Genomic DNA, 25,291 nt, shown 5'->3' on the forward strand with positions numbered 1-25,291 from the left:
TAACCTCAATCCACAAGGATCTACTTAAATGGAGGAGGAGACCGGATATGAGAGGTTCATTACGTACAGTCAGATTAAGATACATATACATCTGTGGAGCGAGTGCGCTGCTTAGCGCCATGCTCCTGTTTGTCGTTTATCGCATGACACGTTTCGCTTATCATCACCTCTTTTCTGAGACAACTGTGGTGACTCGTATGGTCAACTGGGGAATCAACCATGTCGGAACAAGGCCCTTCTTGATATTCATCGGAGGAGCCTTATTTGCTCTGTTCTTTTGGATTCGATCCCAGAAAATTTCAGACGATATGAATCGGATTACCATGGGAACACAGGAGATGGCGGCGGGGCAGATCCCCGCCCCGATTGAGGTGTTGAATCGAGGAGAGCTCCGGCAGATCGCAGCCAACCTGAATGAGATCGCGCTTGGCATGCATAAGGGACAGTTGAATGGACGTGAAGGTTTCGCTTCACTGACTGAACATACTCCGGGTTTCGATAATCATGCTGATGAGAAGATGAAAAGAGATGAAGTGCAGCGAGGTTCGGTGCAATCCGATTTGCCTATCAAACTGACGCTGTATGGAGTTCGATCTGCTCTGGAGGAAATCATGAAAGGACACTGCCGGGACCAAGCTGAGATAGAGCATTGGGCAAGAATGGCCTATGAACAGACATTACTGTTACAGCATGCACTTGAGTCCGTTCACCTGGATGCGAGTAAACATGCCTTCCCTGAAGAACAGGAAGGCAAGGAGCAGGGATATTGAGAAGTAAATTAAAGAAGGCCATATATCCTATTTTTGATGCAGCAGTAGTCGTTGTTGTTTTGTTACTGATGGGTTGTCTCTATATGGCTCTATACGGTGAGGCTATGGTGCGTAATCATCCGGAGGCCATAGCCAAAGCCTCTTCGACCGTTATTACTGACTCGACTGGAGCCGAAATTGCCAGATTCCGTACGCAGTCGAGCGGGTTTGCAGAATATACGGATCTCGAAGACATGCCGGAGCTGTTAATACAGGCATTTCTGGTTACGGAAGACCGCCGCTTTTATCAGCATGAAGGGATCGATTATATCGGTATAGGCCGGGCTGTTGTGCAGGATATCGCACACATGGATTGGAGTCAGGGAGGCAGCTCCATTACGCAGCAGTTGGCCAGAAATCTGTACTTGAGTGGAGAGAAAACGCTGGTGCGGAAAGTGAACGAAATGTCGATAGCTATTTCACTGGAGAAGAGATTTAACAAGGATGAACTGCTGGAGATGTATCTGAATCATATTTATATGGGGCGCCAGCAGTATGGAGTGAAAGCCGCCGCGCGGCGTTACTTCGGCCATGAAAACCTGCGTCAGCTTGAGCTATGGCAGATCGCTACGCTGGCGGGTATTCCCAAGGGGCCTTCCATCTATAATCCGGTGGATGATGATGAGCGATCCAAGCACAGGCGTTCCGTCATCCTTACTCTCATGTACGAACAGGGGCTGATTACCCGAGAACAAATGGAGGAAGCGCGCCGAGTGGACTATACGCCGCCTGAAGCAGCATCTGTGTCAGCTGCAGTAGATCAACCTATGCCGGATTATATATCTGCTGTGGATACAGTGATGCAGGAAGCTGCTTGTCTCACGGGCAAACGAGAAGCGGATATTCAATCCGCAGGATGGACCATTCACACCGGACTCGACAGCCAGGCGCAGCTTGCCATGGAGGAAGCATTCCGTGACCCCTCAAGGTTTAGCGATGATCGGGAAGATGAACAGGTACAGGCGAGTATGGTTATAGTTGATCAGCATAATGGTGAAGTGAAAGCAATGATGGGTGGACGAAATCCAGTGACGGGTGGCATGAACCGGGCAATCACCGACGCAAGGCAGCCTGGTTCGGCATTTAAGCCGATTATTGCGTATGGTCCAGCTCTGGAATCGGGTCATTTTAGACCGGAGAGCATGCTGCCTGACAAACGCACATCGTATGGCAGTTATCGACCAAGCAATCTGGGAGGACAGTATAGAGGTTCTGTCACGATGTCATTTGCACTCCAGAAATCCATTAATGCACCAGCGGTATGGCTTCTGAATCAGACGGGGCTGAAGCAGGCACATGAGTTTGCTAGCCGACTGGGGATTGAACTGGATCAGGAAGATTTCAACCTCTCCATTGCGCTGGGAGGTGTACATAAAGGCGTATCGCCGCTGAAAATGGCCCAGGCCTATTCCGTGTTTGCCAATGATGGCAGATTCAATACAGCACATCTAATTCGAGAGATTAGGGACACGAATGGACGAATCATTTACGCGTATCGACCCGAGAACAAGCAGGTGATCACGTCCACTACGGCTAATACAATGACCATGATGCTGCAAAATGTGGTTAGCCAGGGAACCGGCAGCCGGGCTCAGCTGAGCCGGTATAAGGTGGCGGGGAAAACGGGAACGACACAGGCCGCCGTACCTGGGATCGGCAGGGAGGGTAATCGGGATCTATGGTTTGTCGGGTACACGAGCAAGTGGACTGCAGCTGTCTGGATGGGATTTGACTACACCGATGCAGAACATTACATGCGTTCGGGGAGTGGTGCGGCAGCAGATTTGTTTGCATCAGTAATGAACCGTGCAGATCGGTAGAGTTGAAATGGATCCAACCTGTTGTCTTATATTTCCTGATTTACAACACAAAATATGGATCATGAGGTATAATGTACGTTTTAACGATTTGGAGGGAGGATGAGATGGGAGATCAAGAACGTAACATTGATGTTGACACAAGATCATTATTTTCTGAACCCGGGACAAGAGTGGAGCTGCCTGGAATATCCGGATTGGGCGGTTGGCTTATTTTAATTCAGATTAGCTTAATTGCTTCGCTGCTGCTACTTGTTGTGGATCTGTCCCAGGTTTCTGTTATCATGAATCCGGCCGATCGGGGAATGTTCAGTGAAGCGGATCTGGACCTGTACTATCGTGTCATGAACCCGTTATTATGGTACGGAGCGATAAGTAACGTCATTCTTCTGATCATCGTTATTGTGAATTTGGCCCTGTTGTATATGAAAAAAAGGCAGTTTCCGCGCATGATGATCGTGCTGTACTTGGCTAACGTGCTGGCTGCCATCGGGACATGGATCATGATTGGTCAGACTGAGATTCCAGGAGCGCTGAACGCGTTCGATACAACTCCCGCACGGAATTTAACCATAAGATCGATACTAACATGCTGTATCTTCATTCCATATTTTCTGAAGTCGGTCCGGGTGAAAAACACATTCATAAAGTAATCCATTCTTACCAAGCCATCATTCAAAAATAATATTGTTAAAAGGCCCGTTATGATCAGGTTGAATCCTGACGAAACGGGTCTTTTCTATGACTGTCTGTTGTATAAGTCGACATGTAATTTCAGAACCGATTATGACTTGGCTCTTAGCGCGCCAGGCAGCCGGCGTATCGTCTGGTTGAGAACTTCAGAGAGGACAAGCCCTACAGCGATGGCTCCCGATAACATTAGTGCTTTGGCAGCCATCTCGATAGCCGCACTATAGTCATTCTGTACAAAGCTGCGCATGGCGTTATACGCGAGACCACCAGGGACGAGTGGAATGATACCCGCGACGCTGAAGATAATGACCGGCGCCCGGAACAGACGGGAGAACATTTGGCTGATCACACCAACTGCGATGGTAGCTGCAAGTGTTGCAGGAACGGCATCTGCTGCATATTCCAGCACAACATAGATAATCCAGCCGATCATGCCGACGAAGCCACCATGTAGCAGCATGCGGCGTGGTGCATTGAATATGATGCCAAACGCAGCTGAAGCGACAAAGCTGGTCAGGGCTTGTTCTATAAAATGAAGCATAACCTGCATACCTCCGTCTTACGTAAAAAGTGAAAATACAACCGCAATGCCTGTACCAATGGCAAACGCCGTCAGGAACGCCTCAGCTCCCTTAGATAACCCGGACACCAGATGTCCAGCCATCAGATCACGCACAGCATTGGTTATCAGGAGTCCGGGTACGAGTGGCATGACCGATCCAATAATGATTTTGTCGCGTTCATGTCCAGCTCCGATAGCAACAAGTAAGAAGGCGAGCAAGCCGATAACAAAAGAAGCGCTCAGCTCTGCGAAAAACTTGACCAGCACCAGCCGGTGGAAAACGATAACTGCGGCATAACCGATGCCTCCGCAGATCACAGCAGGCAGGAAGTCATCCCAGCCTCCGCCGAACATGATGGTAAAACAACCGCTCGAAAGTGCTGCGGCAAGCAGTTTGACCCGTGCAGAATAAGAAGAGGGTTTACCTTCAATCTGCAGCAGCAGATCATGGGCTTCCTGAACGGAGAGTTCCCCTTGGCCAATTCGGCGGGAGACAGCGTTCACTTCGGAAACCTTATCCAGATCTGTGGTACGCTCGGAGATTCGAATCAGCTTGGCTGGTTCGGTAGCATCCACCGAGAAAAAGATACCTGTCGGTACAACATAGCTATGTGAATGAGGGAGTCCCAGGGCGGCAGCCATCCGTTTCATCGTATCTTCCACACGGTAGGTTTCACCCCCGCTTTGCAGCATGATTTTGCCTGCCAACAAGCAGATGGCTATCACGCGGGACTGTTCAGTCGTATTCTTTTCCGGAATCTCCTTCTCGGTCTGGACCGTGGGAAGGGGATCAAGAGGGTTGTATTCCAAGCGGGATCATGCTCCGTTTCTTATGAGATAAGGCCTGGGGCCGACACCATTGTATCATATTTCACACGTTAACACGGAAACATACCGCACGAGAGGAAAAGTCATGAACACATATTTAAAACAACCGCTCAATCGTTTGCAGCAGCACCGAAAAGGCTTCGTTCCTAATCCCCGAAGGTTACAGGAGCGAAGCCTTTTGAATGTTGCGTTATTACACATTGTATGGACTACATTAACAGGGTAATAACCAGCAGCTCATACAGCACGAGTGGCAGGATGGTTGGTCCAAACAGTGCGCGCGGCTCCGGATATCCATGCATTGGTGTAACCTGAAGATACAGAATTCCTCGATCTGCACTGATGATGACGCCTTCCCATACCTGACCATCGATATTTTGGACCTGTACTTTCTGGCCCACATACTGCCGGGCTGTATGATGAAGCATATTCCGCACACTTTGCACGGATTGGAGCATCGGTTGATTGGCTTGGTAGACGACGCGTGCGGATGGTGTGGATGTGGATTCAGACATGGTGCACAACCCTTCCTCGAAATAAGTTCTTACTTCAAGGTATGCATCCGCCTACAAAAGGTGATTACACAAATGACATCTCAAGTGCCGCGCGTCCATCCTGAACATCGACATGGCCCAGTGCTCCATTCACAAAAGTAATCTGCGGGGGAATGTGACCGAGGTCCACATCGTAAAGTACAGGCACATTCAGATCCCCAAGTGCAGAGGACAAGGCATCGGTGAAATTGAAATCTCCGGTATCCGAATAACCTGCTGGTCTGCCGAACAAAAAGCCCTTTACGCCCGCAAACCAGCCGGCCTGTCTCATCTGCCACAAATGGCGATAAATATCCCCAGCGTTCATCTCGCAGCTCTCCAAATACCAGATGGTGCCTTCATCTGCGCAATACTGGTCCAGATACGATGCAACCGGCGCGTAAGGAGTACCGATTAGGCAGGTGATCGTATCCATACAGCCGCCCAGGAGTCGTCCCGAGAACGTAACAGCGGCATTCGAATCATCAGGTTGACCGAGAAGTTTCCAGCGAGAAGGGGTGTCCAGATTGAAACCGGGTGACTCCCGTATCCAGGCCGATTGATAATGAGTGGAGGAAGATTGCGTAATTTGTCCTCCCTGACCCGTCTGTAATACATCAATCCAGCGGGCAGTCACCGGATCGAGCTTGTTCGATCTGAGGTCCACATAGTTGGTACCATGTGCTGTAGCCGTTCCCGTGAGCATGGTATAGGCGAATAAAAAAGTGCTGATATCCGAGTAGCCCAGAACCCATTTTGGCGGTAATGACCGCAGAGCTTCCCAATCCAGCAATGGCAGGATATCCATCAGAAATTCTCCGCCCCACGGTGGAATGATGGCCTTGATCGCTGGATCATGGAAAAAGGTGTTTAACTCTTCTGCACGGTTTTCTTTGGATGAGCTTACACACTTGATATTTTGCCGCAGCCAGCGACTCTCCTGAACGTGAAAACCAAGTCGCTCCATATTGCGTTTGCTCTCAATCAGATAATGATGCAGGGACTCATCCACACCACTTGAAGGTGCGGCCACGCCAATGGTGTCTCCTGAAGCAAGCGGCTGGGGGTAACGGATGGAATGGGTATTCATAGTGTAAGCCTCCGTTTCTGTACATCATTGTTTTTTGATAGATGATTTCCATTATATAGAATATCCCTATTTATTCCAGACGTTATTTTAGAATTAGTTATCCAAGGGAATTTCGAGAGAGAACGGCGCTTTGATTTTCATTGGATAAGTGCTCAGCTTCATTTGTAGATGGCCTTTTATTTTTGCTCCGTTTTCTACAGTAGAGTGGACAGTTGTAATCCCCGAAGAATCTCCATCTCCCGAGCGGTAACTTGAGGTCGGAACGTTATAAGTCTTACCAGCCTCGTCCTTAATTTCAGTAAAGCCCAGAGCAAACCCGCCCTCCATGTCTGGTACAGAGAACATTAGAATCCGGTCTTTGCCTACAATTTGGCTCCCTATAAACTTCATAGTGGGAGGGCCTCCCGTAATATTCCCCAACTCCAAATCAAGGGAGAGATCCAGTTCATCCTTATCGAGACCAGAAAGACCAGAACCCTGCAAAGTCAGCTTTTTCGGAATGGAGAAATACATGCTTTCAAAGTAAATGGAACGTTCGCCATCGCCACCCATCGTTGTGTCCGTTCTCCATGCACGTCCTTGCTCATCAACCAGTTGAAGATCACTGAGCCCGAACACCTTCTTCGTATTCCTTGGATTGAATGCCACATCAAGCACGAGACGAGTAGGGTAAAGCGTAGCTTGTTTAACATCAATACGCTGCCCATCTACCGTTAATGTTTGATTCACCGGCAGGATTCTCTTCATGCCTTTGGTTAAATTTTTGTCCACCGGGAAAGTGACCTTCCATTCTCCTGGATTCGCTTTACCTCTGGTTTTGAACACCACACTCAGCTCGTCGGGAGGGGTGGCCTCGTCGGTAAAAACAACATCAATCATATTCTCGTACACATTTTCGTCTGAAGTCGGTTTCGGTGAACCGTAGCCAAAAGCAACAGGAAGATGGTCACCATTCTCATCCAGCAAGTCGATATCATACTCACCCTTCTCCGGATCTTTCATGCCTTTTATCGTATAAAAAATGACCATGCGTGACTCGTCCGTTATTATGCCGTCAATGGTCACGGAAGCGCCGTCATGCTCGTCGGTAATCCCGACCTTCTGCAGCAGGGATTGATCAATCGCCATCTTCAGGCCTTTGTCCTGGCGAATCATGCTGACGATGCCTTCCATGCCAGGCCATTGCTCCACGAAGGAGGCAAAGGCGGGGGAGACCCGGATGCATCCGGTAAACAGCAGGATGATGGCCGCTGCGGAGATCGAGCTCATGTACCAGCGTACCCGCGATTTGCGCCTGCGTGTAGCCTGTCGTACTCCGGTCTGTACGGACTGATGTACAGCCGCATCCGGAACGATGATTGCATCATATTCTGTTTTACGTCCATGCAGACGTTGTTCCAACTCCTCAAACTGCTTCTGTTCATCGGTCATGATCATACATCTCCTTTCATTTCTAGCTGAGCACGAAGCTGTCCAAGTGTCCGGTGAAGTCGGGATTTGACCGTACCAACCGGAATGTCGAGGATCTCTGCGGTTTCGGTCAGGGAGAATCCTTCGAAATAACTCAGGATAATAATCTGCTTGCAATCCGGGTCCAATGCAGATACTGCTGCGGAGAGATCCGGGTCTTCGGGCCGGTCCCAGCTGCTCGGTTCGTGCATCTTCTTGACGGGGCTGTAACGGTTCTTCCGTTTGCGTTCGTCTGCACAGTAATTGAGCAGGATACGAATGAGCCAGGTGCCGAAGTATGAAGGCTCTTTTAGTTTTTTTAGTTTGCGGTATGCTCGGTATGTAGACTCCTGTATCGCTTCCAGGGCATCACCCTCGTTGTGCAGGTAAGCGTAAGCGATCCGATACAAGCGGCTCTGATGCATTGCCATTAAGGCAGCAAAAGCTTCAGCATCCCCTTTTTGTGCGGCAACAGTAAGCTCTGTAGGGGTCACATGGCGCCTCCTTTCATGGCTTTGTTTCGTATTAGACCGTGTGAAGGGCCAATCGGTTCTTGCGTTTAGAAAAATATGTAGATTATTGCTCAAATTCTCGTTCAGTACCTTGAATCAGATTGCAAACAACCGTCAGGCTGTCTCTTGTAGTTCAACAAGAGTCCTGACGGTTATTCAAGTTTGGTTTCACTTTGCCTGTGATGGATTACTATTTCGTTGCAGCTGCTTCTCGCAGATAGGAGGCTGTAGAAGGGTTGCCGCGTTCAGTTGCAATGTCCAGTGCAGTTTGACCTGCCGCATTCAGAGCATTCGGGTCCGCACCATACTGTAGCAGCAGTTGGATCAGTTCAGCCTGATTCGTATGAAATGCTGCAGAATGGAGGGCGTTCTGTCCATCGCTGTCAAGGATGCTGCAAGATGCTCCATGTTCCAGCAACAAACGGATGACCTCAGAAGAACGCTCCCCTGCAAGTGCCGCATGCAGCGCCGTATTGGAAGGAATGAATGAGATGCTGGAATGAGAAATGGCATTTACATCTGCTCCATGATCCAGGAGAATATGAACTGCATCTGCTTGTCCATAATGCGAGGCATATCCCAGTGGGGTAAGCCCATCTCCGTTCTCGGTATTGGCCAGCTCAGGGAAGGTTGCAAGAACCGATTGCAGGTTCGTTACATCTCCATGTTGTGCTGCCTGAAATAAAGCGTGAATTGCTTCGGATTGATTCAACCGAATGACCTCCATTCTAATCCATATAAAGTCGCTTAGCTGCCTCTAGGGCAGGTACGGCAAAACAGGCGAGTGGAGAAGGCAAGTCATGGAGCGGGAACCAGCCGATCTCACCAATTGCACCGCCTTCTTCCAGGTTTCGGGCGATGCCGCGGGTATTCCGGGCCGTGTAGAGGACGGATATCCAGTGTTCTTCTCGTTCCGGACGAATGGTCTCAGCGGTGCAGAGCAATTGATCGATGGTAATATCCAGATCCACTTCTTCCTTGATCTCCCGAATGACCGCCGTTTCCAGTGATTCGTACGGGTCGACTTTGCCCCCGGGAATGCTCCACGTGTACTGCTCCGGCTGACGATTCCGCCATACGAGAAGCACCTCATTGCGTTCGTTCAGGATTACGGCTCCGACACCAATACGAGGTTGATCGGAGGCAGCTGCGACCGGCATAGTGGATGCCGAGTACTCGGATTTCAGCTTCGGCGACGTGGATTGGAACGACAGCGGAAGTCCGGTTCGGGCAGCCCACTCCTCCGCCAGAATGCTCATGGAGATCAGGTCATAATGGGTTCCATCCCGCAATACAGCGGAGCGCTGCCGACCTTCCTCCCGGAATCCGGCTTTCAAGTACGCGCGTCTGGCAGCTTCATTGTATTCGATCACTTCCAGCGCAATCCGGTTCAGATTCAGTTCATGAAAGCCATATCGAATAATCAGGGCTAGTGCATCACTCCCGTATCCCTGACCGCGATCCTTATCTTCACCAATGCCAATGGCAAGGCGAGCAGAGCGATTGTTCCATTCAATTCGGTAGAGGGCGGTAAATCCGATAAATCGATTGTCCTCCAGTGTTCGCAAGGCAAATTCAAAACCGTTGTCTCTTCGAACGGCAGATGAACCTGTCTCGTCCGGGGTTAGAGGAACGGCAATGTCTGTATCCAGGTTGCGCAAATATTCGTAATTGTCCGTGTATCGTGCCAGACGCATGCAATCTTCCGGGCATGGTGCGGCGAGCCGGACTTTGGAGCCGTGAAAAGCATTCAAGTTACGTGGAGCCATGCTGCGTACACCTCTTTTGATTTGTAATCTGTTTTAGGTTTTAGGTCGTGTAAGCTGAAAAATATCTCGTATGTTTATTATACTATGGATGCCAGACAATTACCGAAAGACAGCAAAAAGGCTCTGCCGACCCGGTTGTCAGCAAAGCCCTGTTGGTGGGGCGCATAGCCCGATGATGGATTATAACGAATCGGAATTCTGTACAGAAGGACGGTTTATATTTTTGCCATAATAAATCTCATCCATCTCAAGCTTCAGCCACTCCGTAATTTCATGCTGTTCCGCCTGGCTCAACTTGTCCTTGGTATAACCAAAGAGGTAGTTGTCGAGGTCAAACGCCTTCAGTTTACATTTCGTGTGGAAAATATTTTCCTGATACACGTTAACGTCAATCATGTCGAAGCCTTTTTTGATCTCGTCCGGAATATAGTTCTGAATCGAACCGATCTCATGGTCAATAAACAGCTTGCGGCCGCTCGTATCCCGCGTGAATCCACGAACCCGATAATCCATAATCATGATATCCGTGTCAAAGGAATGGATCAGATAATTTAACGCCTTCAGCGGCGAGATTTCCCCACAGGTGGAGACGTCGATGTCGGCACGGAAGGTACTGATCCCTTCACTGGGGTGAAATTCAGGATACGTATGCACGGTGATATGGCTCTTGTCGAGCTGCATGACGACATTGTCCGGGAGCGGACCTGGGGATTCTTCAAACGATTCCTCCGGAACCTCCACGATCGGCCCTTCCGAGACAAGCATCGTCACGCTGGCCCCTTGGGGGACATAATCCTGCTGCGCGATATTGAGCACATGCGCACCAATGATGTCCGCGACATTTTTCAGAATTTTGCTCAGCCGATCCGCGTTGTACTGTTCATCGATATATTCAATATAAGCTTCGCGTTCTTCTTTGGTTTTCGTGTAGCAGATGTCGTACATATTGAAGCTCAGCGACTTGGTCAGGTTGTTGAACCCATGCAGTTGAATGCGCTGCTCAGGCGTTAATGTCATGGCTGCAGTTCCCCTTTATCCATACGACATGGTAATCGCAGTTTTAATACTACTTATACCCAACCTTTCGCCAAAAAAAACATAAGTATGAATTCCGGCTTATCTAGCCGCATTAGAATGAGGAGTCATCATACTCGCTTACGCTGTTCATCCGCTCGTCCTCGGCGATGGACTGAATATCCTCGGAAGTGACACTGATGATCGTGTAATCCTCATTCTGCTGTTTCTTCACGGCTTTTTCCTTCACGAAACGGGGGCTGCCCTCTGCGGCATCCTCATCATAGACCAGCAGGATGCCATCGCTTTTGCGCAGCAGCAAGTCATCCCGTGCTGTGAATTGCCATGGGCCGATGTAAGGCTGCTTGCTGACCGCTCCGTAGTAATCTACGCCCTGAAGGATGGTGCGGTAGTATTCCTGCTTGTCTTCCTTCCATTGTTCCTCCGGGTTCTGAAACGCAGTGATGATGGACAGCTTCAAGTGGGGATAGGTCTTTTTTAGCTCAAGTACCACCTCGCATGCCCACAGGTCCACACCATATTGTCCAGGAGTCAGCACCCACTCCAGTCCATCTTCCACAAGCGGTGTGAGACGGGAGGAGATGGCCTTTTTGATGAAGGGAATCCCTTCATGCTTCTGCCCGAAAATTTGCAGTTCATGTGCCCGGTATCCGGTAATTAACAGGTTTTTCAGCTTAACTTCCTCCTTCTCAGCACGACTTGTCCTCTAAACGCCCAACCAACAAGATTACTTCGAAGCTGGCGCATCTGTACGGAAAGGATAGAGGAATTGCTTCGGAATATCCGTCTCGAAGGTCATGAGTTCGTCGGTCGTAGGATGAATGAAGGATAGCACGCGTGCATGGAGTCCAAGACGTCCGAGTGTTTTGGTGCGAGAACCATATTTCTTGTCACCTGCAATGGGATGGCCGAGATCTTCCATATGCACGCGGATCTGGTTTTTGCGACCGGTCTCCAGCCGAACTTCGAGCAGGGAGAATTCACGGTTCGATTGAAGCCGTTTATAGTGTGTAACCGCATGCTGTCCATCATTGGGACGTGGACTGGAGTACATCTTCAGCGTTTTGCTCTCCTTCAGCCACGAAGAAATGGTGCCCACGGGTTTGGCTACCTGACCTTCGACAAGTGCCACGTATACGCGTTCCTGCACCTTGTCCTTCCAGTTGTCCTGCAGATTCTGCTTCACTTCTTCACTCTTCGCAAACATCATGACACCTGATGTATCCCGATCAAGCCGGTGCACGACAAATATGCGGTTCCGCGAATCGGTGCGGCGTACGTGTTCGGTCAGTTGACGATACGCGGTGATCTCATCGCTCCGATCTGCTGCAATGGACAACAGTCCGGCATCCTTGCGAATCACGATAATGTCATCGTCTTCATGCAAAATCGTAAGTCCTGACATGGTTGGTGCGGCTACGGCGCCTTCCTTGCTGATGGATACCATTTGTCCAGGCGTCAGCGGATGGTTAAACTTGGTGACTACGGTATGATCTACGGATACTTGTCCCCGTCCCAGGATGGACTTGACTGCATTCCGGCCTGATTTTAGATGCTGGAGCAGGAAGTTCAGCAGCTCATCCGGCTCAGTTACTTTATATTGGCGAGGTGGTTCCTGTTTACGATAATGGGCATTGCCCGCGCGTTTAGGAGCACCTGAATGTTTGGGTTTGGAAGCTGCCGAGGACTTCGAGATTAAGGGCTTCTTCGATGCTCCGCTATTACGGGATGTGGAAGAACCAGAAGACGAAGTCGAAGCGTTTGCTTTCGGGGAACGTGCTGCCGAGGCACTCGCTGGTCCTTTACCTTTGGCTGATGGACGGCCTGTTGATCGATTGCGTTTATTCATGAATACTAATCTCCTTCTGAACAGCCTGTACCGCTTGTGTGCATACGATCCGTTCATTTCGTTTATGCAGTTCAATATACCATTAACCGGGTGCAAATAAAAATAGGTGGATCGAATCTGTTATCCATCCAAGCGAGCGAGAATCGAGAATCATAGAATAACGTATCCCACAGCATTGGAGGTGTTACTCTTGGGTGTATTTCTGGATATGAGAACTTCCATGAACTCGCCATTTGCAGGATTCCCCGGGGTGAACATATCAAATACCCCGGTAATGTTCGGCTCCATTGGTTTGCAGACCCTCGGAGTTTCCAATCCGATTATCACCTTGAACGGTACGATCGGTGTTATTGGTGAACCAGGAGATACGTTCGTTGTTGAGCTCGTACGTGGGAGCGCATATAATCCGCAAAATGTGATCTATCGTGCTGAAGGCACGGTAGGTGAGAACGCTGGTGTCGAATTCCATTCGTTCACAGCACAGGATCTGGCCGCTCCACCGGCCCTGGAGAGTGTGTACTCCTCGTTTATTTCGGGGGTCTCCACATCGGTGCGTACCGGACCAGAGATGTTCTATGGTATTGCAGCCACTGGCTAGTTCAATAGCAAGTGACCAAACACAAAAATCCCGGACTTAAGCGAGTCCGGGATTTTTACTATAAAAGCATATGAAGGTGAAGGTGAAGCTAATCATATTGACTTTTTCCTGATACTGAGCTGCGTTACTGAGATCTGACCGCAGATCAGTTGGGGCGGCCATTCAAAATGATGTTGTTGGCTTTGCCGAAGTCGATGCCGACTTTGCCCGCCAGTGCTGCCGTGCGCTCAGCGAGTACAACGGCGTTGACCCCGCAGGAGAAGAGAGCGACATCGAAGGTATGTTGATTTGTTACAATCCATTGCAGCGTTTCTGCCATCTGATCCCAACTATCGAAGGGAAGAGCAGCAGCGATGTTCAGATGATAGGGCTCCTGCACAAGTGCTGCACGAAGTTCCTCGATTTGCCGAGTAACGAGCAGCACCCGTTTCCCTGCAAGCATGCTCCAGAAGCGGGGCATCTGGACCAGTTCCCGATTCACACAAGCATGGCAAGTGAGCGCTGGAGAGATGCCGAAATGCGCAAACAACATGTCGGTCAGCGGTCTTTTGAGATAATCCGGAGCTTTAATTGTAAGGTCACCGAGTGGAAGTACCCCTACCAGACTGGCCCGTTGCAGGGAAGCGGCAACCTCATCCCGGAGCTGCAGGTTGGGAAGGCGAAGTCCTTTTTGACCCCGGTTGGCCTTAATGGCCCAGCGCTCCTGAAGAACCTGCTCCGTCGTCCATACCGTTTCCTGGGACATGACAATATTCTCGCCATCCCCAACGCGAACAAGAGAGAATGGACGCTGTTCTCTGATTGCCTCTTCCAACTGATCCAGCACACCATCCGTTTCAAGATATTTTGAATTCATAGCAGCTTTCGGGCCTCCTTTGAAAATGGAACTGCTCTATTCTATGTTCACGTTCCCTTAACGTTTTGTACGTTCAACCCGAAGGGCCAATCTTGGGGTGTATATCAATCTATTTATATAGAAACTAGTGCAAGCGTCCGTACCGGTTCCTTCTTCCTTTCATACGCTATAGAGTCGACTGCCAAAACTATAAAAAAGAAATCCGACCTGTGCTAAGGAAGACTGGCAGATTCGGATGAGGAGGAATGTAATGTCCAGGAAAGTCGTGATTGAGATTAATTTCAATAACTATGGGATGGACCGGCAGCGATTAACAAGGGAATGGTTGGAGCGGCGCATGGACATTTTTCGCAGATTTACATTGCACTGCCTTAAGGCACAGACGAATCAGGATTTTCTGACGGTAGTGAAGCTGTCCAAGGAATCGGGAGAACTGATAAGAGAGATTCTCGCACAGCAGGAACCGCTCCCTGCCAACATTCGTTTTGGGACGAATATCGAGAGTGTGCGGGCGATTTTGGCATTTGCTGAAGGGGCGGAGCACCTCTATATTGCCCGTTTGGATTCGGATGATCTGTATCACCGGACCTTCGTACAGCAGCTCTATGACGTAAAGCCACAGCCGCAGACGATGGCCCTGATCAATCAGAACGGATATCTGTGGGACAGCGTGAATAACGAGATGGCCCCGGCATTTCACCGTTCACCTCAATTCTATGTCTATTTATATAAAACGTCCGAGTATGCAGCTGGATACCGGGTTAAGCTTCCAGGCAGAGGTACGCATGGCAATGTCATTGATCTGCCGCACGAGCTGCTGGCTCCGCGTAATTATGTCAACATCGTTCATTCAAACAACACGTCGGTTAAAAAGGTACCGCCAAAAGACCGGTTAAGCCCGGACGAGATGGCTCAGGTATTACGTGAATTCATGAACTGACCAGGGAGGGATTCATCCATGATTAAAGGACAAACGATTCTGATCACTGGAGGAACAGGCTCCTGGGGTCAAAAGCTGACTGAGGTCCTGCTGCAACAGGACCCTGCCGAGATTCGTATTTTGTCGCGTAATGAATATGCCCAGATTGCCATGAAGCGGGAATTCAACCATGATGCCCGTCTGCGTTTCCTTATCGGGGATATCCGGGATTACCGCGCAGTGGAGGATGCGTGCAAGGGTGTGGACGTCCTTTTTCATCTGGCTGCATTAAAACATGTTCCGGTATGCGAGGACCAGCCGGACGAAGCATTTAAAACGAATGTCATCGGCACGCAGAATATTATCCGCGCCGCGATCCGCATGCAGATTCCCAAAGTCATCGATGTTTCGACCGACAAAGCCGTAGATCCGATTAACGTATACGGCATGACGAAGGCTCTTGGCGAAAAAATGATGATCCGCGCCAATTGGCTGAGTGAACACACCCGGTTTGTCTGCATCCGCGGCGGCAATGTACTGGGTACAAGCGGCAGTGTGGTGCCGCTATTCCGTCGCCAGATCGATGAAGGCAAAAGACTGACCATTACGGACAAGGGCATGACCCGTTTTTTCCTAACCCGTACGGAAGCCATATACCTGCTGCTCAAGGCGGCTGAAGCTGCGGTAGGCGGGGAGACATTTGTGATGAAAATGAAAGCCTGCAAAATGACGGATCTGGCGTCAGTCATGCTGGAACAGGCCGGACGCCCGGCGAGCGACTACAAGGTTACCGGCATACGCCCAGGCGAGAAATTGCATGAAGTGTTGATTTCGCCTTATGAGGCGCCGCGTACCTATCAATACGATGAGCAATATTACGTGATCCTGCCGCAGGAACCGGACAAGCGCCTGACCGATGCATATCGTAAACTGCCCCACGTGACCTTTTCCGAGTACCGTTCGGACAGTGACATGATGAAGCAGCAGGGCATTGCGGAATTTTTACGTGCAGGCGGCTATATCGACTAACTAGGGAGGCGGAGCGTTTGGAGGGGGAAACTATGCAGGACAGAATAAACAGCCGCTCCCTGAAAGCCGTCGTGATTGGTCTCGGTTATGTCGGACTTCCCATGGCGGTGGAGATGGCACATGCCGGTTATCGCGTTCACGGGATTGATATTGATGCTTTCAAGGTGGCAAGACTGCGTGCGGGTGATTCATATGTCATCGGGATTGAAGATGAGGCCATACAATCACTCACCCAAGCCGGACTGTTTACAGCCGGTACGGATTATGCCGCAGTAATGCAGGCCGATGTCATTATTATATGTGTACCTACGCCGCTGACGGCTGATCATCAGCCTGATATTTCATATATTGCTGCCGCGGTGGATGGTATGACTCCTTATTTGAAGGAGGAAAGCCTGGTTATTTTGGAAAGCACGACGTACCCCGGTACAACGGAGGAGCATGTGAGGCAGCCGCTTGAAGCAGCCACTGGCTGGAGAGCAGGTGAACAATTGTATGTCTGTTATTCTCCTGAACGGGTTGACCCGGGCAGCGCTAGCTACGGTGTGAAAAATACCCCGAAAATTATCGGTGGTTCAACGCCTGCCTGCCTGTCCTATGGAAAAGAATTCTACGGCTCGTTCCTCAATGAGGTCGTACCCGTTAGTTCAACAACCGTGGCCGAAACGGCGAAGCTGTTCGAAAATACGTTTCGCAGTGTGAACATTGCACTGGTGAATGAGCTCACACCTGCCTGTGAACAAATGGGTGTGGATATCTGGGAAGTGCTGAACGCGGCAGCAACCAAGCCGTTTGGATATATGCCGTTCTACCCCGGTCCTGGCATCGGTGGGCATTGTATCCCCATTGACCCGATCTATCTATCCTGGGCCGCTAACCGGCAGGGGTCAGATCTGCAATTCATCACACTCGCAGACGCGACGAATCGACAAATGCCGGAGCGTGTGGTTCAGCGTGCAGCAGCACTGCTGGAACAGGCAGGTACGCGGGTTCAGGGAGCGCGTATTGTGCTGGCAGGCATGGCTTACAAAAAGGATATCGACGACTTGCGCGAATCGCCAGCGCTGGACGTCTTCCGCCTGCTGAGCGCAGCGGGAGCAGAGGTTGTTTTCACAGATCCGATGGTACCGGTCTTCCGCAAGGATGATGGCTCTGTGCTTCAGTCTCAGCCTGCTGTGCCGGGCTTGTGGACCTGGGCCGATCTGGTCATTGTCACGACTGACCATTCGGGCTTCAATTATCAGGAGATGGCGGATCATGCGAAGCTCATTTTCGATACTCGGAATGCGACAGCCGGGTGTCACGGGGGACATATAGTGGTACTGGGGCAGCCTAATCGGCATGAGATAACAGCAGTGCAAACTGTCCAAGAAGCGCATGATGTGCAAGAGGAACAAGTGAATGAAGAGGAACAAGTAATGCAGAATACAGAGGAAGTTCAGGATGGAGCCAAGGAAGAACCTGCACATCTTCCAGAGAAATCGGGGGATACTCATGGCGAATCATGATCGCGTAAGTGAACGGTATTATGGCGAGATCAACTCGGAAGATTCACATGAAGCCACCCGGACCCGCATCCATTGGATGTGCCGGGAAGCCACCGGCAAACGAATTCTGGACGTTGGATGCAGTCAGGGGATTACCTCCATTTTGCTGGCGCGTGAGGGGTTTCGTGTAACAGGAGTCGATCTGGAAGAAGAGAGTATCCGGTATGCGCAGGTAGAGCTCGCCAAAGAGTCCAAACCTGTACGGAACAATGTGGATTTTCGCATGCTGGACATTACGCAGTGGAAAGTAAAGACCACCTTCGATACCGTGCTGCTCGGAGAAGTGCTGGAGCATTTTGCCCATCCGGAGACCTTATTGCTTCAAGTTCACCGGCTGCTGCAGGAGGAAGGGACGCTGATCGTAACTGTGCCGTATGGTTATCATCCGTTCTATGACCACAAGCAGACGTTCTATGCAGGAAACCTCGCCATGTGCCTGATGCCGTATTTCGAAGTCTTGAAGCTGGAGGTTCATCATAAATATTTATGTTGCGTGGCCCGCAAGCGGCGGAAAACACAGCTGCATATGTCGCCAACCCTGAAACAAGTGACGGAGTGGATGCAGATGGATCATGTACATTTTGCTGAGGTTGAGCAGAACCATCTTCGCCTGATGAAACAGCGCAAGAAAGCGCTGGACCAAGCGGTGGAGCAGGTGAAAAGGCTTCGCCGTCAGGAGAATGTAGAAGGGTAACGGGAGAAGGCAGAACCAACGAAATACGCGTACGACAGGAAGGGGCACGGGAACGTGATCACCATCAGTCTGTGCATGATTGTGAGGAACGAGGAACGCACGCTTGCGCGCTGCCTGGATTCGGTAGCTGGAATTACGGACGAGATCGTCATTGTGGATACCGGTTCATCCGACCGTACGATGGATATCGCTGCGCAGTATACCGACCGGATCTTCACGTATGAGTGGGCGGATGATTTTGCCGCGGCGCGAAACTACTCCTTCGACCAGGCCACGCAGGAATATATCCTGTGGCTGGACGCGGATGATGTGCTGCTGCCAGCGGAGCGGGCGAAGCTGGAGAAGCTGAAGCAGCAGCTGCCGTCCGAGGGGGAGACGGCAGCTGTGATCTTGAACTATACGCTGGCCGAGGGGCCGGAGGGGAGTCCGCTTGTGACGGACCGCAGGCTTCGCCTGGTCAAGCGGGATGCCGGGTGCCGCTGGCAAGGCCGGCTGCACGAGCAGCTCAGCTTCCCGGCGAGTGGGGTCATTACGGCAGACATTGCCGTCACGCACCGCCGCGAAGCGGGCCATCATTCGGCGCGTAACGTGCGCATTCTGCGCAAATGGATCGCCGAAGAGGGCATAGCCCAGGGTCGCCTGCTGTTCTACTATGCAGGCGAATGTTATGACCGCCAGCGTTATGCGGCGGCGGCTCGGGGGTACGCGAAGCTGCTGGAACAGCCCAGCGGCTATCGCGAGGATCGGCTCATTGCCTGTGCGAGGCTGGCGGAATGTTATGAGCGGCTGGGGCAGCCGGGATGCAAGCTGGGTGCTCTGCTGCAGTCGTTCCAGTACGATCTGCCGCATGCGGATTTCTGCTGTGGGATCGCGGCCTGCTTTCATGAACGGCAGGAACTGGTCTCAGCCATCTACTGGTATATGCAGGCTGTAGATGTGAGCAGCCGTGACACGGGTCTGCGGCCGGTACCCACAGCCTGCCGCACCTGGCTGCCGCATGCACGTTTATCCCTCTGTTATGCCCATCTGGGTAATTGGGAACAGGCACTCATGCATAACACGAAAGCCCGCGAGTATCTGCCGAGCGATCTCGGCTTGCTGGATAATCGTCAGAAGCTGGAAGCCATTTTACGCAAAGAGATTCGGAATCGTAAAGAGCAGGACGAAGCACAGTCTTGAAGGTAAGGATAGGTTAATAGAAGTGAAATAAGCAGCTCTCTTGCCTAGAAATTTGGCGAGCAGAGCTGCTTTTGTGTTGGATTTTATTGTTCAGGGGTTAAACACCGCACATACTGGTCCTTCATGCGCAGGCTTTTGCAGGCCCAGCCCCGGCCATCAAAGATTTCGTCGTGAATGTTGAGCGTCGTGGTTTCATCCGAGTATTCACTCCAGTTTTCGATCCGAAGTGTGTTTTCGCTCTCCCATTCCAGATGGTTATTCCCGTGATGCTCGGCGCGATAGATGGTTTTCACTCGGGAGGCATCCGAATCATTCGTTTTCCTCACATCCACCCAGATGGTTACTCCACCGGCTGCACCGCCGTAAGGTAAACCGTAAATCTCAGCTGTATATTCTCTATTCCGTGAAGGCATAGAATAGCTTAGTTCTCCTTGTTCAGAACGGTCAAATGTTGAGAAGTAAGGACGAAGGTTGAAATAGGCGACGAGCAAGAATAACGGCATGAAGATCAATAAGGCGAATGTCGTGAGGAGGGGATGTCTGCGTATCCAGAGCTTACGGGACTTGGTTGAGGATGAACTCGAATTAGCCAGTTGGTGGCGTTCCATTGATGTTTTGCCTCCTTTGGAGTCAAATGACATGGATATGTAGGTGGTTTTATTCATGTGAATCATTTAAAGCTGCATTTAATGATGATATCATAGGAATTGATTTAATGATTACAAATAAGTTAAAAATATCCTAATATTCAGTACCTAAGTGCAAATCCTGCTTTCTTTTATTTAGGCTATGTTAAATTCTAATGTTGATATTTGACCATAAGAAAACCGCCTTCGTTGAAAAGGCGGTTTATTGCTATCGTGTCCCGTTAGAGCAACGACTTACTCTGTTGAATTTCGTGTTCCTCAACATAAAGCGACATCAGAGAAGGCGGATCGTACCTTATCGCGGCCTTTAAACGACAAAATGGTGCCGATAGCCATAGCCCCATAGCCGCAACGAATATAATGAGCCTAATCCGACAGTGCCCGCATGATGTTGGATTTCGCCTCTGTCGCAATCGATTCATCCCCGTCATCGACCGCTTGCATTAAGATCAGTATGGGGATGTATACCGCGATCAGCCGCGCCAGTAGCTTCGTTTCCTCGTCCGCTCCTCCGTACGTTTCGAAAAACATGCCGCGAGCGTAAGGTGGTAAAAAGCTATAAGCAACGCTCAAATCGCAAGCCGGATGGCCTACGCTCAGATCGCCCCAATCAATGATGCCGGAAACGATCCCGTTCTCATTCACAAGCATATTTTTGAAATGAAGATCGCCATGTAGCAGTGCATTCACCGCCTCGACACGGTCCTTTTGCAGCCTGCTAATATACGCTTCGATCACACCGGACTCCTCCGGCGACAAGTGTTCAACCACCTTCGATAGAAAGCCCTCCAATTTAACTTTGCGCGATGCTATGTCCGTCAAGTTTCGATGATCTTGCTGAACTCCGCACGTCAGCGCAGCCTGCACCGGAAACTCATGCAATCTCCGCAAAAATTTCGCCAGCGTCTCTGCCGATAAAGCCCGGCGTTCTTCCGTCAAACCGATTGGGAAATCTCCTGGCACGTAGGCATAGCCAAGAAATGGTGCCGGGTATTCGTCACTGGCTTCGCCATAAAACAACGGTTTCGGATAGGGGATGGTCATATATGACTCCAGCTTCGGCAGCAGCTTCCCTTCCATACGAATCGAGCCAACTGCAATCGTTCTTCTTGGAAACCGGAACACGTACTCGTCACCGATGAGAAAAACCGTATTGTCCCAGCCCCAGCCCAATCGCTTCACTTGCTTCGATGACAGCTGAGGGAATTGTCTGCCGATCAGCGCCCGCGCCTGCTCTTCGTTAACCTCCCACTCCGCATCCCATACATTCGTTCCTCCCATGAATTGTCTGCCTCCTCGTTCCTTACTATATTTAGATGTTTACATTCACTGGAAGTTACGCATAACTGCCCGTTAGCTTAACAAGAATAAGCAGAAAGTCGAAGTTTGGTGTTTGTGTCGGTCACAGTAAACAGGCACGATTTGACCAACATATTTTTCTTATTCGATGCGGTATTCTCAAATTCCTTGCTGTCTAAGTAACGAAACTACGCCAAGCAATTCTGCAAATAATTTGTTGCAACACCATTGAGGCGATCTTTTCTGACGGACACGGGCAACCAGCACGCACACTTGATCGTGGCTTATACCATGGTATTTCGCTTTGCCGCCACATTACGTGGCTTGCGTTCGGCAATATTCCGCTTGCCCTTTTCCGAGTAAAGAAAGTAGGTCTCGTCCATTTCAACAATATCTTGAAATGCTTCGGTTGGAATCAGCTTCAGAGCGGAAAGAATCTTATGCCGCCAGTAAAACAAGGTGACATGCGTGACTTCATCGTTTAACTGCTCTGCACTACCCGTATACCGATAAAGATGCTCCACTAGACAAACAGTCTACATTTGATATCTGGGCGAAAACAGCGGAAGGCAAGTTAATCAATATTGAAATGCAGTTATTTAATAAATACGATATTGAAAAACGTACACTACACTACTGGAGCAAGCGTTACTCAAGCCAGCTGCAGGAGGGTCAAACCTATAAGGAACCTAAGAAGTGCGTCACCATCAATATTTTAAATTACTCGTTTATCGCCAACGAGCGTTACCATAATGTATTTCATCTGAGAGAAGACCATACGGGGCTTGAACTAAGTGATGATCTTGAAGTACATTTTATGGAATTATCCAAACTGGACGATCAATCCGTCCCGATGGAAGGTGGGCTGATCAACTGGCTCTTGTTCCTGAAAGGTGCTGACAAATCCAATTGGGAGGTGCTGCAAATGAATGAACCTACGCTAAAGAAAGCAATGGATACGCTGGAGTTTTTAAGTCAGGATCGAGAGGCGCGTCGTTTGTATGAAGAGCGACAGAAGTATTTGCATGATGAAGCCTCAATGATTGAGTGGGCTACGGAAAAAGGAGAACGTAAAAAGGATCTTGAAATTGCAAAAAATATGCTTTCGTTAGGAATTGAAGTTTCTGTTATCGCGAAAGCCAGTGGCCTGTTGGAGTCGAAATTGAGTCGCTGAAAGATTAGCATTGGATTACAATGAGCACACGAGCTGATCGGTGCAATTGATTATGCCGCCGGGATATGAGTGTGGTTCGTTCATAATCAAAAAACAATCGTTTGTCCAAACAGGATGAACGGTTGTTTTTGTTTTGGCGATGCAGCTTCAAACGTTTTACAGTAAAACGCGGTTGCTCATTCGGGGCTGGCCCGTTAAACTAAAGAGAGCGGCGTTTTGCTTGACGGACAAGTCATGAGAACGCCATTTTGTTGTCAAGGATGCGGCAATGGTGCCGTGTTCGGATGTCAGAATCGGATGGGACCAAGCTGGTGGATGAACACCAGTGACAAGTAAGGAGTCTTTACATGAGTGTGCAAGCACCAACTTTAGAAGAAGCGCAGGGTCTCCTGCAAAAATATTATGGCTATCCCGACTTTCGCGAGGGCCAAAAAAAGATCGTGTCCAGCCTGCTTGAATACGAAGATACGCTGGGCATTATGCCTACCGGGGGCGGTAAATCGATCTGTTATCAGATTCCCGCTCTCTTATATCCGGGGCTGACGCTGATCGTTTCCCCGCTCATTTCATTGATGAAGGACCAGGTCGATGCACTGACGACCGCCGGCATTGCCGCCGCTTATATTAATAGTACGTTAAGCGGCAAAGAAGTGAATGATCGCATCCGCGCGGCGCAGCGCGGTGAGCTCAAGCTGCTCTACGTCGCGCCGGAGCGACTGGAGCTGGACTGGTTCCGCGATGAGATGGGGCAGCTGCCCATCTCCTGCGTGGCTGTGGATGAGGCTCACTGTGTATCACAGTGGGGCCATGATTTTCGGACAAGCTATCTGGCGGTAGCGCCGTTTGTGGACAGTTTGCCGGAGCGGCCGGTGGTTGCTGCTTTCACGGCGACGGCAACGCCCGAGGTCATGGGCGATATTCTGCGGCTGCTGCGTTTGCAGGACCCGCAGACATATGTGACCGGACTTGGGCGGGATAATCTGGCGTTTAGCGTACTGCGCGGCGAGAGCAAAAAGGATTTTGTGTTGAACTACGCGCGCGAGCATGCTAGCGAGCCGGGGATTGTATACGCCGCGACCCGTAAGGACGTGGACGATCTGCATCAGCGTTTGCTGCAGGCAGGCTTGCCGGCAGGGCGCTACCATGCAGGGATGACGGACGATGAACGGGCCCAGAGTCAGGAGCAGTTTTTGTACGATGATATCCGGGTCATGGTCGCGACAAATGCATTCGGGATGGGAATTGATAAGTCTAACGTACGCTACGTGCTGCATTACAGCATGCCGAAGAACATGGAGGCATATGTACAGGAAGCCGGACGTGCGGGACGGGACGGAGAGCCGAGTCAATGCATTCTGCTGTTCGGAGCGCAGGACATTATTACCCAGAAGTTTCTGATTGAGCAGAATCCGATGGAGGGCGACCGCAAACAGAACGATTACCGGAAGCTGCAGCAGATGGTGGACTACTGTTACACGACACGTTGTTTGCGCAGTGCGCAGCTGGATTATTTCGGTGAGATCCATGAGGACAAGCCATGTGGCATCTGCAGTTCCTGTACGGACGACCGCGAGCTGGTGGATATGACAATTGATGCACAGAAAATCTTCAGCTGTATTCACCGCATGCGCGAACGATACGGTGTATCTCTGGTGGCGTCGGTGCTCAAGGGCTCGCGTGCCAAGAAAGTACTGGAGTACGGCTTCGATTCCTTGCCGACCTATGGCGTCATGGGCAATCGCACGGAACGTGAAATTGCCGAAATTATCAACGTCATGGTATCCGAAGGATATCTGATGCTGTCCGAGGGACAGTATCCGGTCGTGCGTTTACAGCCGCTGGCGGTGGAAGTGCTGAAAGGCCAGCGTGAAGTGATGCAGCGTGTGGTGCGCAAGACAGCGGCTACGGCTTCGGGTACGAACTATGGCGGACGTCGGGGTCGCGATGCGATGCCATCGGCAGTCAACGAGACGGTATTCGAGCAGCTGCGCCTGATCCGGCGCGATCTGGCGGCGAAGGAGCATGTGCCATCGTATATTATTTTCAATGATGCAACGCTTCGCGAGATGAGTGTGGTATGTCCGCAGACGGAACGTGACATGCTGATGATTAAAGGGGTCGGTGAGGTCAAGTACCGTAAGTACGGTCTGCCATTCCTTGAGTTCTTCCAGAAGCAGACGGGCGAAGAAGTGGATACGGATGATGATGCTTTTTACGAGTATGAGTAAGTAAAAGGGCAAGGCTACAATTCCAGAACGGTGCTTATGAAATGATGGATTTTGAATTTTGATTGCGAATCGTGGATTGTTAATCATGGATTATGGATCGTGAACAAAACTTGAATCCAGTCATTGGCAAAGTTATATCGGTCGGAGTGTCTCGTGTGTCTCTATGCGGTGGACG

General features: G+C 50.3%; 24 protein-coding genes and 3 pseudogenes. 11 read left to right on the plus strand and 16 right to left on the minus strand.

Annotated elements, in window-relative coordinates:
- Nucleotides 1-47: 47 nt before the first annotated feature.
- The 3 genes from MHB82_RS07285 (at nt 48) to MHB82_RS07295 (ending at nt 3,279) form a co-directional block, all read left to right on the plus strand.
- A complete protein-coding gene (locus MHB82_RS07285) occupies nt 48-770 on the plus strand; it encodes a HAMP domain-containing protein (protein ID WP_095360504.1) in 723 nt (240 codons plus the stop codon).
- Nucleotides 767-2,629, plus strand: coding sequence for a transglycosylase domain-containing protein (locus MHB82_RS07290; protein ID WP_255247989.1), 1,863 nt, complete (start codon nt 767-769; stop codon nt 2,627-2,629). The genes MHB82_RS07285 and MHB82_RS07290 overlap by 4 nt, the downstream gene beginning before the upstream one ends.
- A gap of 104 nt (nt 2,630-2,733) precedes the next feature.
- Nucleotides 2,734-3,279 (plus strand): DUF2569 domain-containing protein, encoded by a 546-nt coding sequence (locus MHB82_RS07295; RefSeq protein WP_341174275.1) that lies wholly within the window; start codon nt 2,734-2,736, stop codon nt 3,277-3,279.
- A 131-nt stretch (nt 3,280-3,410) separates the two neighbouring features.
- Here MHB82_RS07295 and MHB82_RS07300 read toward each other — a convergent pair whose 3' ends face one another.
- The 12 genes and pseudogenes from MHB82_RS07300 to MHB82_RS07355 form a co-directional block, all read right to left on the minus strand.
- A complete protein-coding gene (locus tag MHB82_RS07300) occupies nt 3,411-3,860 on the minus strand; it encodes a threonine/serine exporter family protein (protein WP_095360501.1) in 450 nt (149 codons plus the stop codon).
- A gap of 18 nt (nt 3,861-3,878) precedes the next feature.
- Nucleotides 3,879-4,640 (minus strand): threonine/serine exporter family protein, encoded by a 762-nt coding sequence (locus MHB82_RS07305; RefSeq protein WP_153980604.1) that lies wholly within the window; start codon nt 4,638-4,640, stop codon nt 3,879-3,881.
- A gap of 278 nt (nt 4,641-4,918) precedes the next feature.
- Complete coding sequence (locus MHB82_RS07310) at nt 4,919-5,224, minus strand: hypothetical protein (protein WP_095289295.1); 306 nt, start codon at nt 5,222-5,224, stop codon at nt 4,919-4,921.
- Between the two features lie 64 nt (nt 5,225-5,288).
- Entirely contained in the window at nt 5,289-6,332 is a 1,044-nt protein-coding gene (locus MHB82_RS07315) for a S66 family peptidase (RefSeq protein WP_341174276.1), read from the minus strand.
- 93 nt (nt 6,333-6,425) lie between these two features.
- On the minus strand, nt 6,426-7,763 hold the full coding sequence (locus tag MHB82_RS07320; protein WP_341174277.1) for a DUF4179 domain-containing protein: 1,338 nt from the start codon (nt 7,761-7,763) through the stop codon (nt 6,426-6,428).
- Nucleotides 7,764-7,765: 2 nt separating this feature from the next.
- A complete protein-coding gene (locus tag MHB82_RS07325; RefSeq protein WP_095360498.1) occupies nt 7,766-8,275 on the minus strand; it encodes a sigma-70 family RNA polymerase sigma factor in 510 nt (169 codons plus the stop codon).
- Nucleotides 8,276-8,483: 208 nt separating this feature from the next.
- Nucleotides 8,484-9,005: an ankyrin repeat domain-containing protein gene (locus tag MHB82_RS07330; protein WP_341174278.1), complete on the minus strand. Its 522-nt coding sequence runs from the start codon at nt 9,003-9,005 to the stop codon at nt 8,484-8,486.
- A 16-nt stretch (nt 9,006-9,021) separates the two neighbouring features.
- Nucleotides 9,022-9,453 (minus strand): NUDIX domain-containing protein, encoded by a 432-nt coding sequence (locus tag MHB82_RS07335; protein ID WP_341176602.1) that lies wholly within the window; start codon nt 9,451-9,453, stop codon nt 9,022-9,024.
- Nucleotides 9,454-9,570: 117 nt separating this feature from the next.
- A pseudogene (locus MHB82_RS07340) lies at nt 9,571-10,062 on the minus strand (GNAT family N-acetyltransferase); the annotation flags it as partial.
- Nucleotides 10,063-10,242: 180 nt separating this feature from the next.
- Nucleotides 10,243-11,079, minus strand: coding sequence for an adenosylmethionine decarboxylase (speD, locus tag MHB82_RS07345; protein WP_095289300.1), 837 nt, complete (start codon nt 11,077-11,079; stop codon nt 10,243-10,245).
- Between the two features lie 112 nt (nt 11,080-11,191).
- On the minus strand, nt 11,192-11,770 hold the full coding sequence (locus tag MHB82_RS07350; protein ID WP_341176603.1) for a DUF1273 domain-containing protein: 579 nt from the start codon (nt 11,768-11,770) through the stop codon (nt 11,192-11,194).
- Nucleotides 11,771-11,824: 54 nt separating this feature from the next.
- Nucleotides 11,825-12,946 carry an RluA family pseudouridine synthase gene (locus MHB82_RS07355; protein ID WP_095360494.1) on the minus strand — a complete coding sequence of 374 codons (1,122 nt, stop codon included), beginning with the start codon at nt 12,944-12,946 and terminating at the stop codon, nt 11,825-11,827.
- 181 nt (nt 12,947-13,127) lie between these two features.
- On the opposite strand from MHB82_RS07355, the gene MHB82_RS07360 reads away from it, so the two are divergent.
- Nucleotides 13,128-13,544, plus strand: a complete 417-nt coding sequence (locus tag MHB82_RS07360; protein ID WP_341176604.1) for a hypothetical protein — start codon at nt 13,128-13,130, stop codon at nt 13,542-13,544.
- 145 nt (nt 13,545-13,689) lie between these two features.
- On the opposite strand, the gene MHB82_RS07365 is transcribed toward MHB82_RS07360, so the two are convergent.
- Entirely contained in the window at nt 13,690-14,400 is a 711-nt protein-coding gene (locus MHB82_RS07365) for a GT-D fold domain-containing glycosyltransferase (protein WP_095360492.1), read from the minus strand.
- A gap of 250 nt (nt 14,401-14,650) precedes the next feature.
- Between MHB82_RS07365 and MHB82_RS07370 the strand changes: the two genes are divergently transcribed.
- The 5 genes from MHB82_RS07370 to MHB82_RS07390 are packed head-to-tail and all read left to right on the plus strand — an operon-like array spanning nt 14,651 to nt 19,768.
- Complete coding sequence (locus MHB82_RS07370) at nt 14,651-15,340, plus strand: glycosyltransferase (protein ID WP_341174279.1); 690 nt, start codon at nt 14,651-14,653, stop codon at nt 15,338-15,340.
- Between the two features lie 18 nt (nt 15,341-15,358).
- Entirely contained in the window at nt 15,359-16,348 is a 990-nt protein-coding gene (locus tag MHB82_RS07375) for a polysaccharide biosynthesis protein (protein ID WP_341174280.1), read from the plus strand.
- A 32-nt stretch (nt 16,349-16,380) separates the two neighbouring features.
- Complete coding sequence (locus MHB82_RS07380; RefSeq protein WP_341174281.1) at nt 16,381-17,856, plus strand: nucleotide sugar dehydrogenase; 1,476 nt, start codon at nt 16,381-16,383, stop codon at nt 17,854-17,856.
- A complete protein-coding gene (locus MHB82_RS07385) occupies nt 17,843-18,589 on the plus strand; it encodes a class I SAM-dependent methyltransferase (protein ID WP_341174282.1) in 747 nt (248 codons plus the stop codon). Before MHB82_RS07380 ends, MHB82_RS07385 begins: the two co-directional genes overlap by 14 nt.
- 54 nt (nt 18,590-18,643) lie before the next feature.
- Nucleotides 18,644-19,768: a glycosyltransferase family 2 protein gene (locus tag MHB82_RS07390; protein WP_341174283.1), complete on the plus strand. Its 1,125-nt coding sequence runs from the start codon at nt 18,644-18,646 to the stop codon at nt 19,766-19,768.
- A gap of 83 nt (nt 19,769-19,851) precedes the next feature.
- On the opposite strand, the gene MHB82_RS07395 is transcribed toward MHB82_RS07390, so the two are convergent.
- The 3 genes and pseudogenes from MHB82_RS07395 to MHB82_RS32090 all read right to left on the minus strand — a co-directional run.
- A complete protein-coding gene (locus MHB82_RS07395; RefSeq protein ID WP_341174284.1) occupies nt 19,852-20,376 on the minus strand; it encodes a DUF5412 family protein in 525 nt (174 codons plus the stop codon).
- 405 nt (nt 20,377-20,781) lie between these two features.
- Nucleotides 20,782-21,696 (minus strand): phosphotransferase, encoded by a 915-nt coding sequence (locus MHB82_RS07400; protein ID WP_095360486.1) that lies wholly within the window; start codon nt 21,694-21,696, stop codon nt 20,782-20,784.
- 258 nt (nt 21,697-21,954) lie between these two features.
- A pseudogene (locus tag MHB82_RS32090) lies at nt 21,955-22,187 on the minus strand (IS1595 family transposase); the annotation flags it as partial.
- Nucleotides 22,188-22,213: 26 nt separating this feature from the next.
- Between MHB82_RS32090 and MHB82_RS07410 the strand changes: the two are divergent.
- Together MHB82_RS07410 and recQ are read left to right on the plus strand one after the other, a co-directional pair.
- A pseudogene (locus MHB82_RS07410) lies at nt 22,214-22,888 on the plus strand (Rpn family recombination-promoting nuclease/putative transposase); the annotation flags it as partial.
- Between the two features lie 347 nt (nt 22,889-23,235).
- On the plus strand, nt 23,236-25,116 hold the full coding sequence (recQ, locus tag MHB82_RS07415; protein WP_341174285.1) for a DNA helicase RecQ: 1,881 nt from the start codon (nt 23,236-23,238) through the stop codon (nt 25,114-25,116).
- The last annotated feature ends 175 nt before the right edge of the window (nt 25,117-25,291 follow it).

The organism is Paenibacillus sp. FSL K6-2862 (genome assembly GCF_038005125.1).
GTDB lineage: Bacteria > Bacillota > Bacilli > Paenibacillales > Paenibacillaceae > Paenibacillus > Paenibacillus illinoisensis_A.

Coding starts and splice junctions, on each gene's coding strand:
- MHB82_RS07285 (WP_095360504.1), top strand. CDS start 48: ATGAGAGGTTCATTACGTACAGTCAGATTAAGATACATATACATCTGT.
- MHB82_RS07295 (WP_341174275.1), top strand. CDS start 2,734: ATGGGAGATCAAGAACGTAACATTGATGTTGACACAAGATCATTATTT.
- MHB82_RS07300 (WP_095360501.1), bottom strand. CDS start 3,860: ATGCTTCATTTTATAGAACAAGCCCTGACCAGCTTTGTCGCTTCAGCT.
- MHB82_RS07310 (WP_095289295.1), bottom strand. CDS start 5,224: ATGTCTGAATCCACATCCACACCATCCGCACGCGTCGTCTACCAAGCC.
- MHB82_RS07315 (WP_341174276.1), bottom strand. CDS start 6,332: ATGAATACCCATTCCATCCGTTACCCCCAGCCGCTTGCTTCAGGAGAC.
- MHB82_RS07320 (WP_341174277.1), bottom strand. CDS start 7,763: ATGACCGATGAACAGAAGCAGTTTGAGGAGTTGGAACAACGTCTGCAT.
- MHB82_RS07335 (WP_341176602.1), bottom strand. CDS start 9,453: ATGCCGGTCGCAGCTGCCTCCGATCAACCTCGTATTGGTGTCGGAGCC.
- speD (WP_095289300.1), bottom strand. CDS start 11,079: ATGACATTAACGCCTGAGCAGCGCATTCAACTGCATGGGTTCAACAAC.
- MHB82_RS07355 (WP_095360494.1), bottom strand. CDS start 12,946: ATGAATAAACGCAATCGATCAACAGGCCGTCCATCAGCCAAAGGTAAA.
- MHB82_RS07365 (WP_095360492.1), bottom strand. CDS start 14,400: ATGAATTCAAAATATCTTGAAACGGATGGTGTGCTGGATCAGTTGGAA.
- MHB82_RS07370 (WP_341174279.1), top strand. CDS start 14,651: ATGTCCAGGAAAGTCGTGATTGAGATTAATTTCAATAACTATGGGATG.
- MHB82_RS07375 (WP_341174280.1), top strand. CDS start 15,359: ATGATTAAAGGACAAACGATTCTGATCACTGGAGGAACAGGCTCCTGG.
- MHB82_RS07380 (WP_341174281.1), top strand. CDS start 16,381: ATGCAGGACAGAATAAACAGCCGCTCCCTGAAAGCCGTCGTGATTGGT.
- MHB82_RS07385 (WP_341174282.1), top strand. CDS start 17,843: ATGGCGAATCATGATCGCGTAAGTGAACGGTATTATGGCGAGATCAAC.
- MHB82_RS07395 (WP_341174284.1), bottom strand. CDS start 20,376: ATGGAACGCCACCAACTGGCTAATTCGAGTTCATCCTCAACCAAGTCC.
- MHB82_RS07400 (WP_095360486.1), bottom strand. CDS start 21,696: ATGGGAGGAACGAATGTATGGGATGCGGAGTGGGAGGTTAACGAAGAG.
- recQ (WP_341174285.1), top strand. CDS start 23,236: ATGAGTGTGCAAGCACCAACTTTAGAAGAAGCGCAGGGTCTCCTGCAA.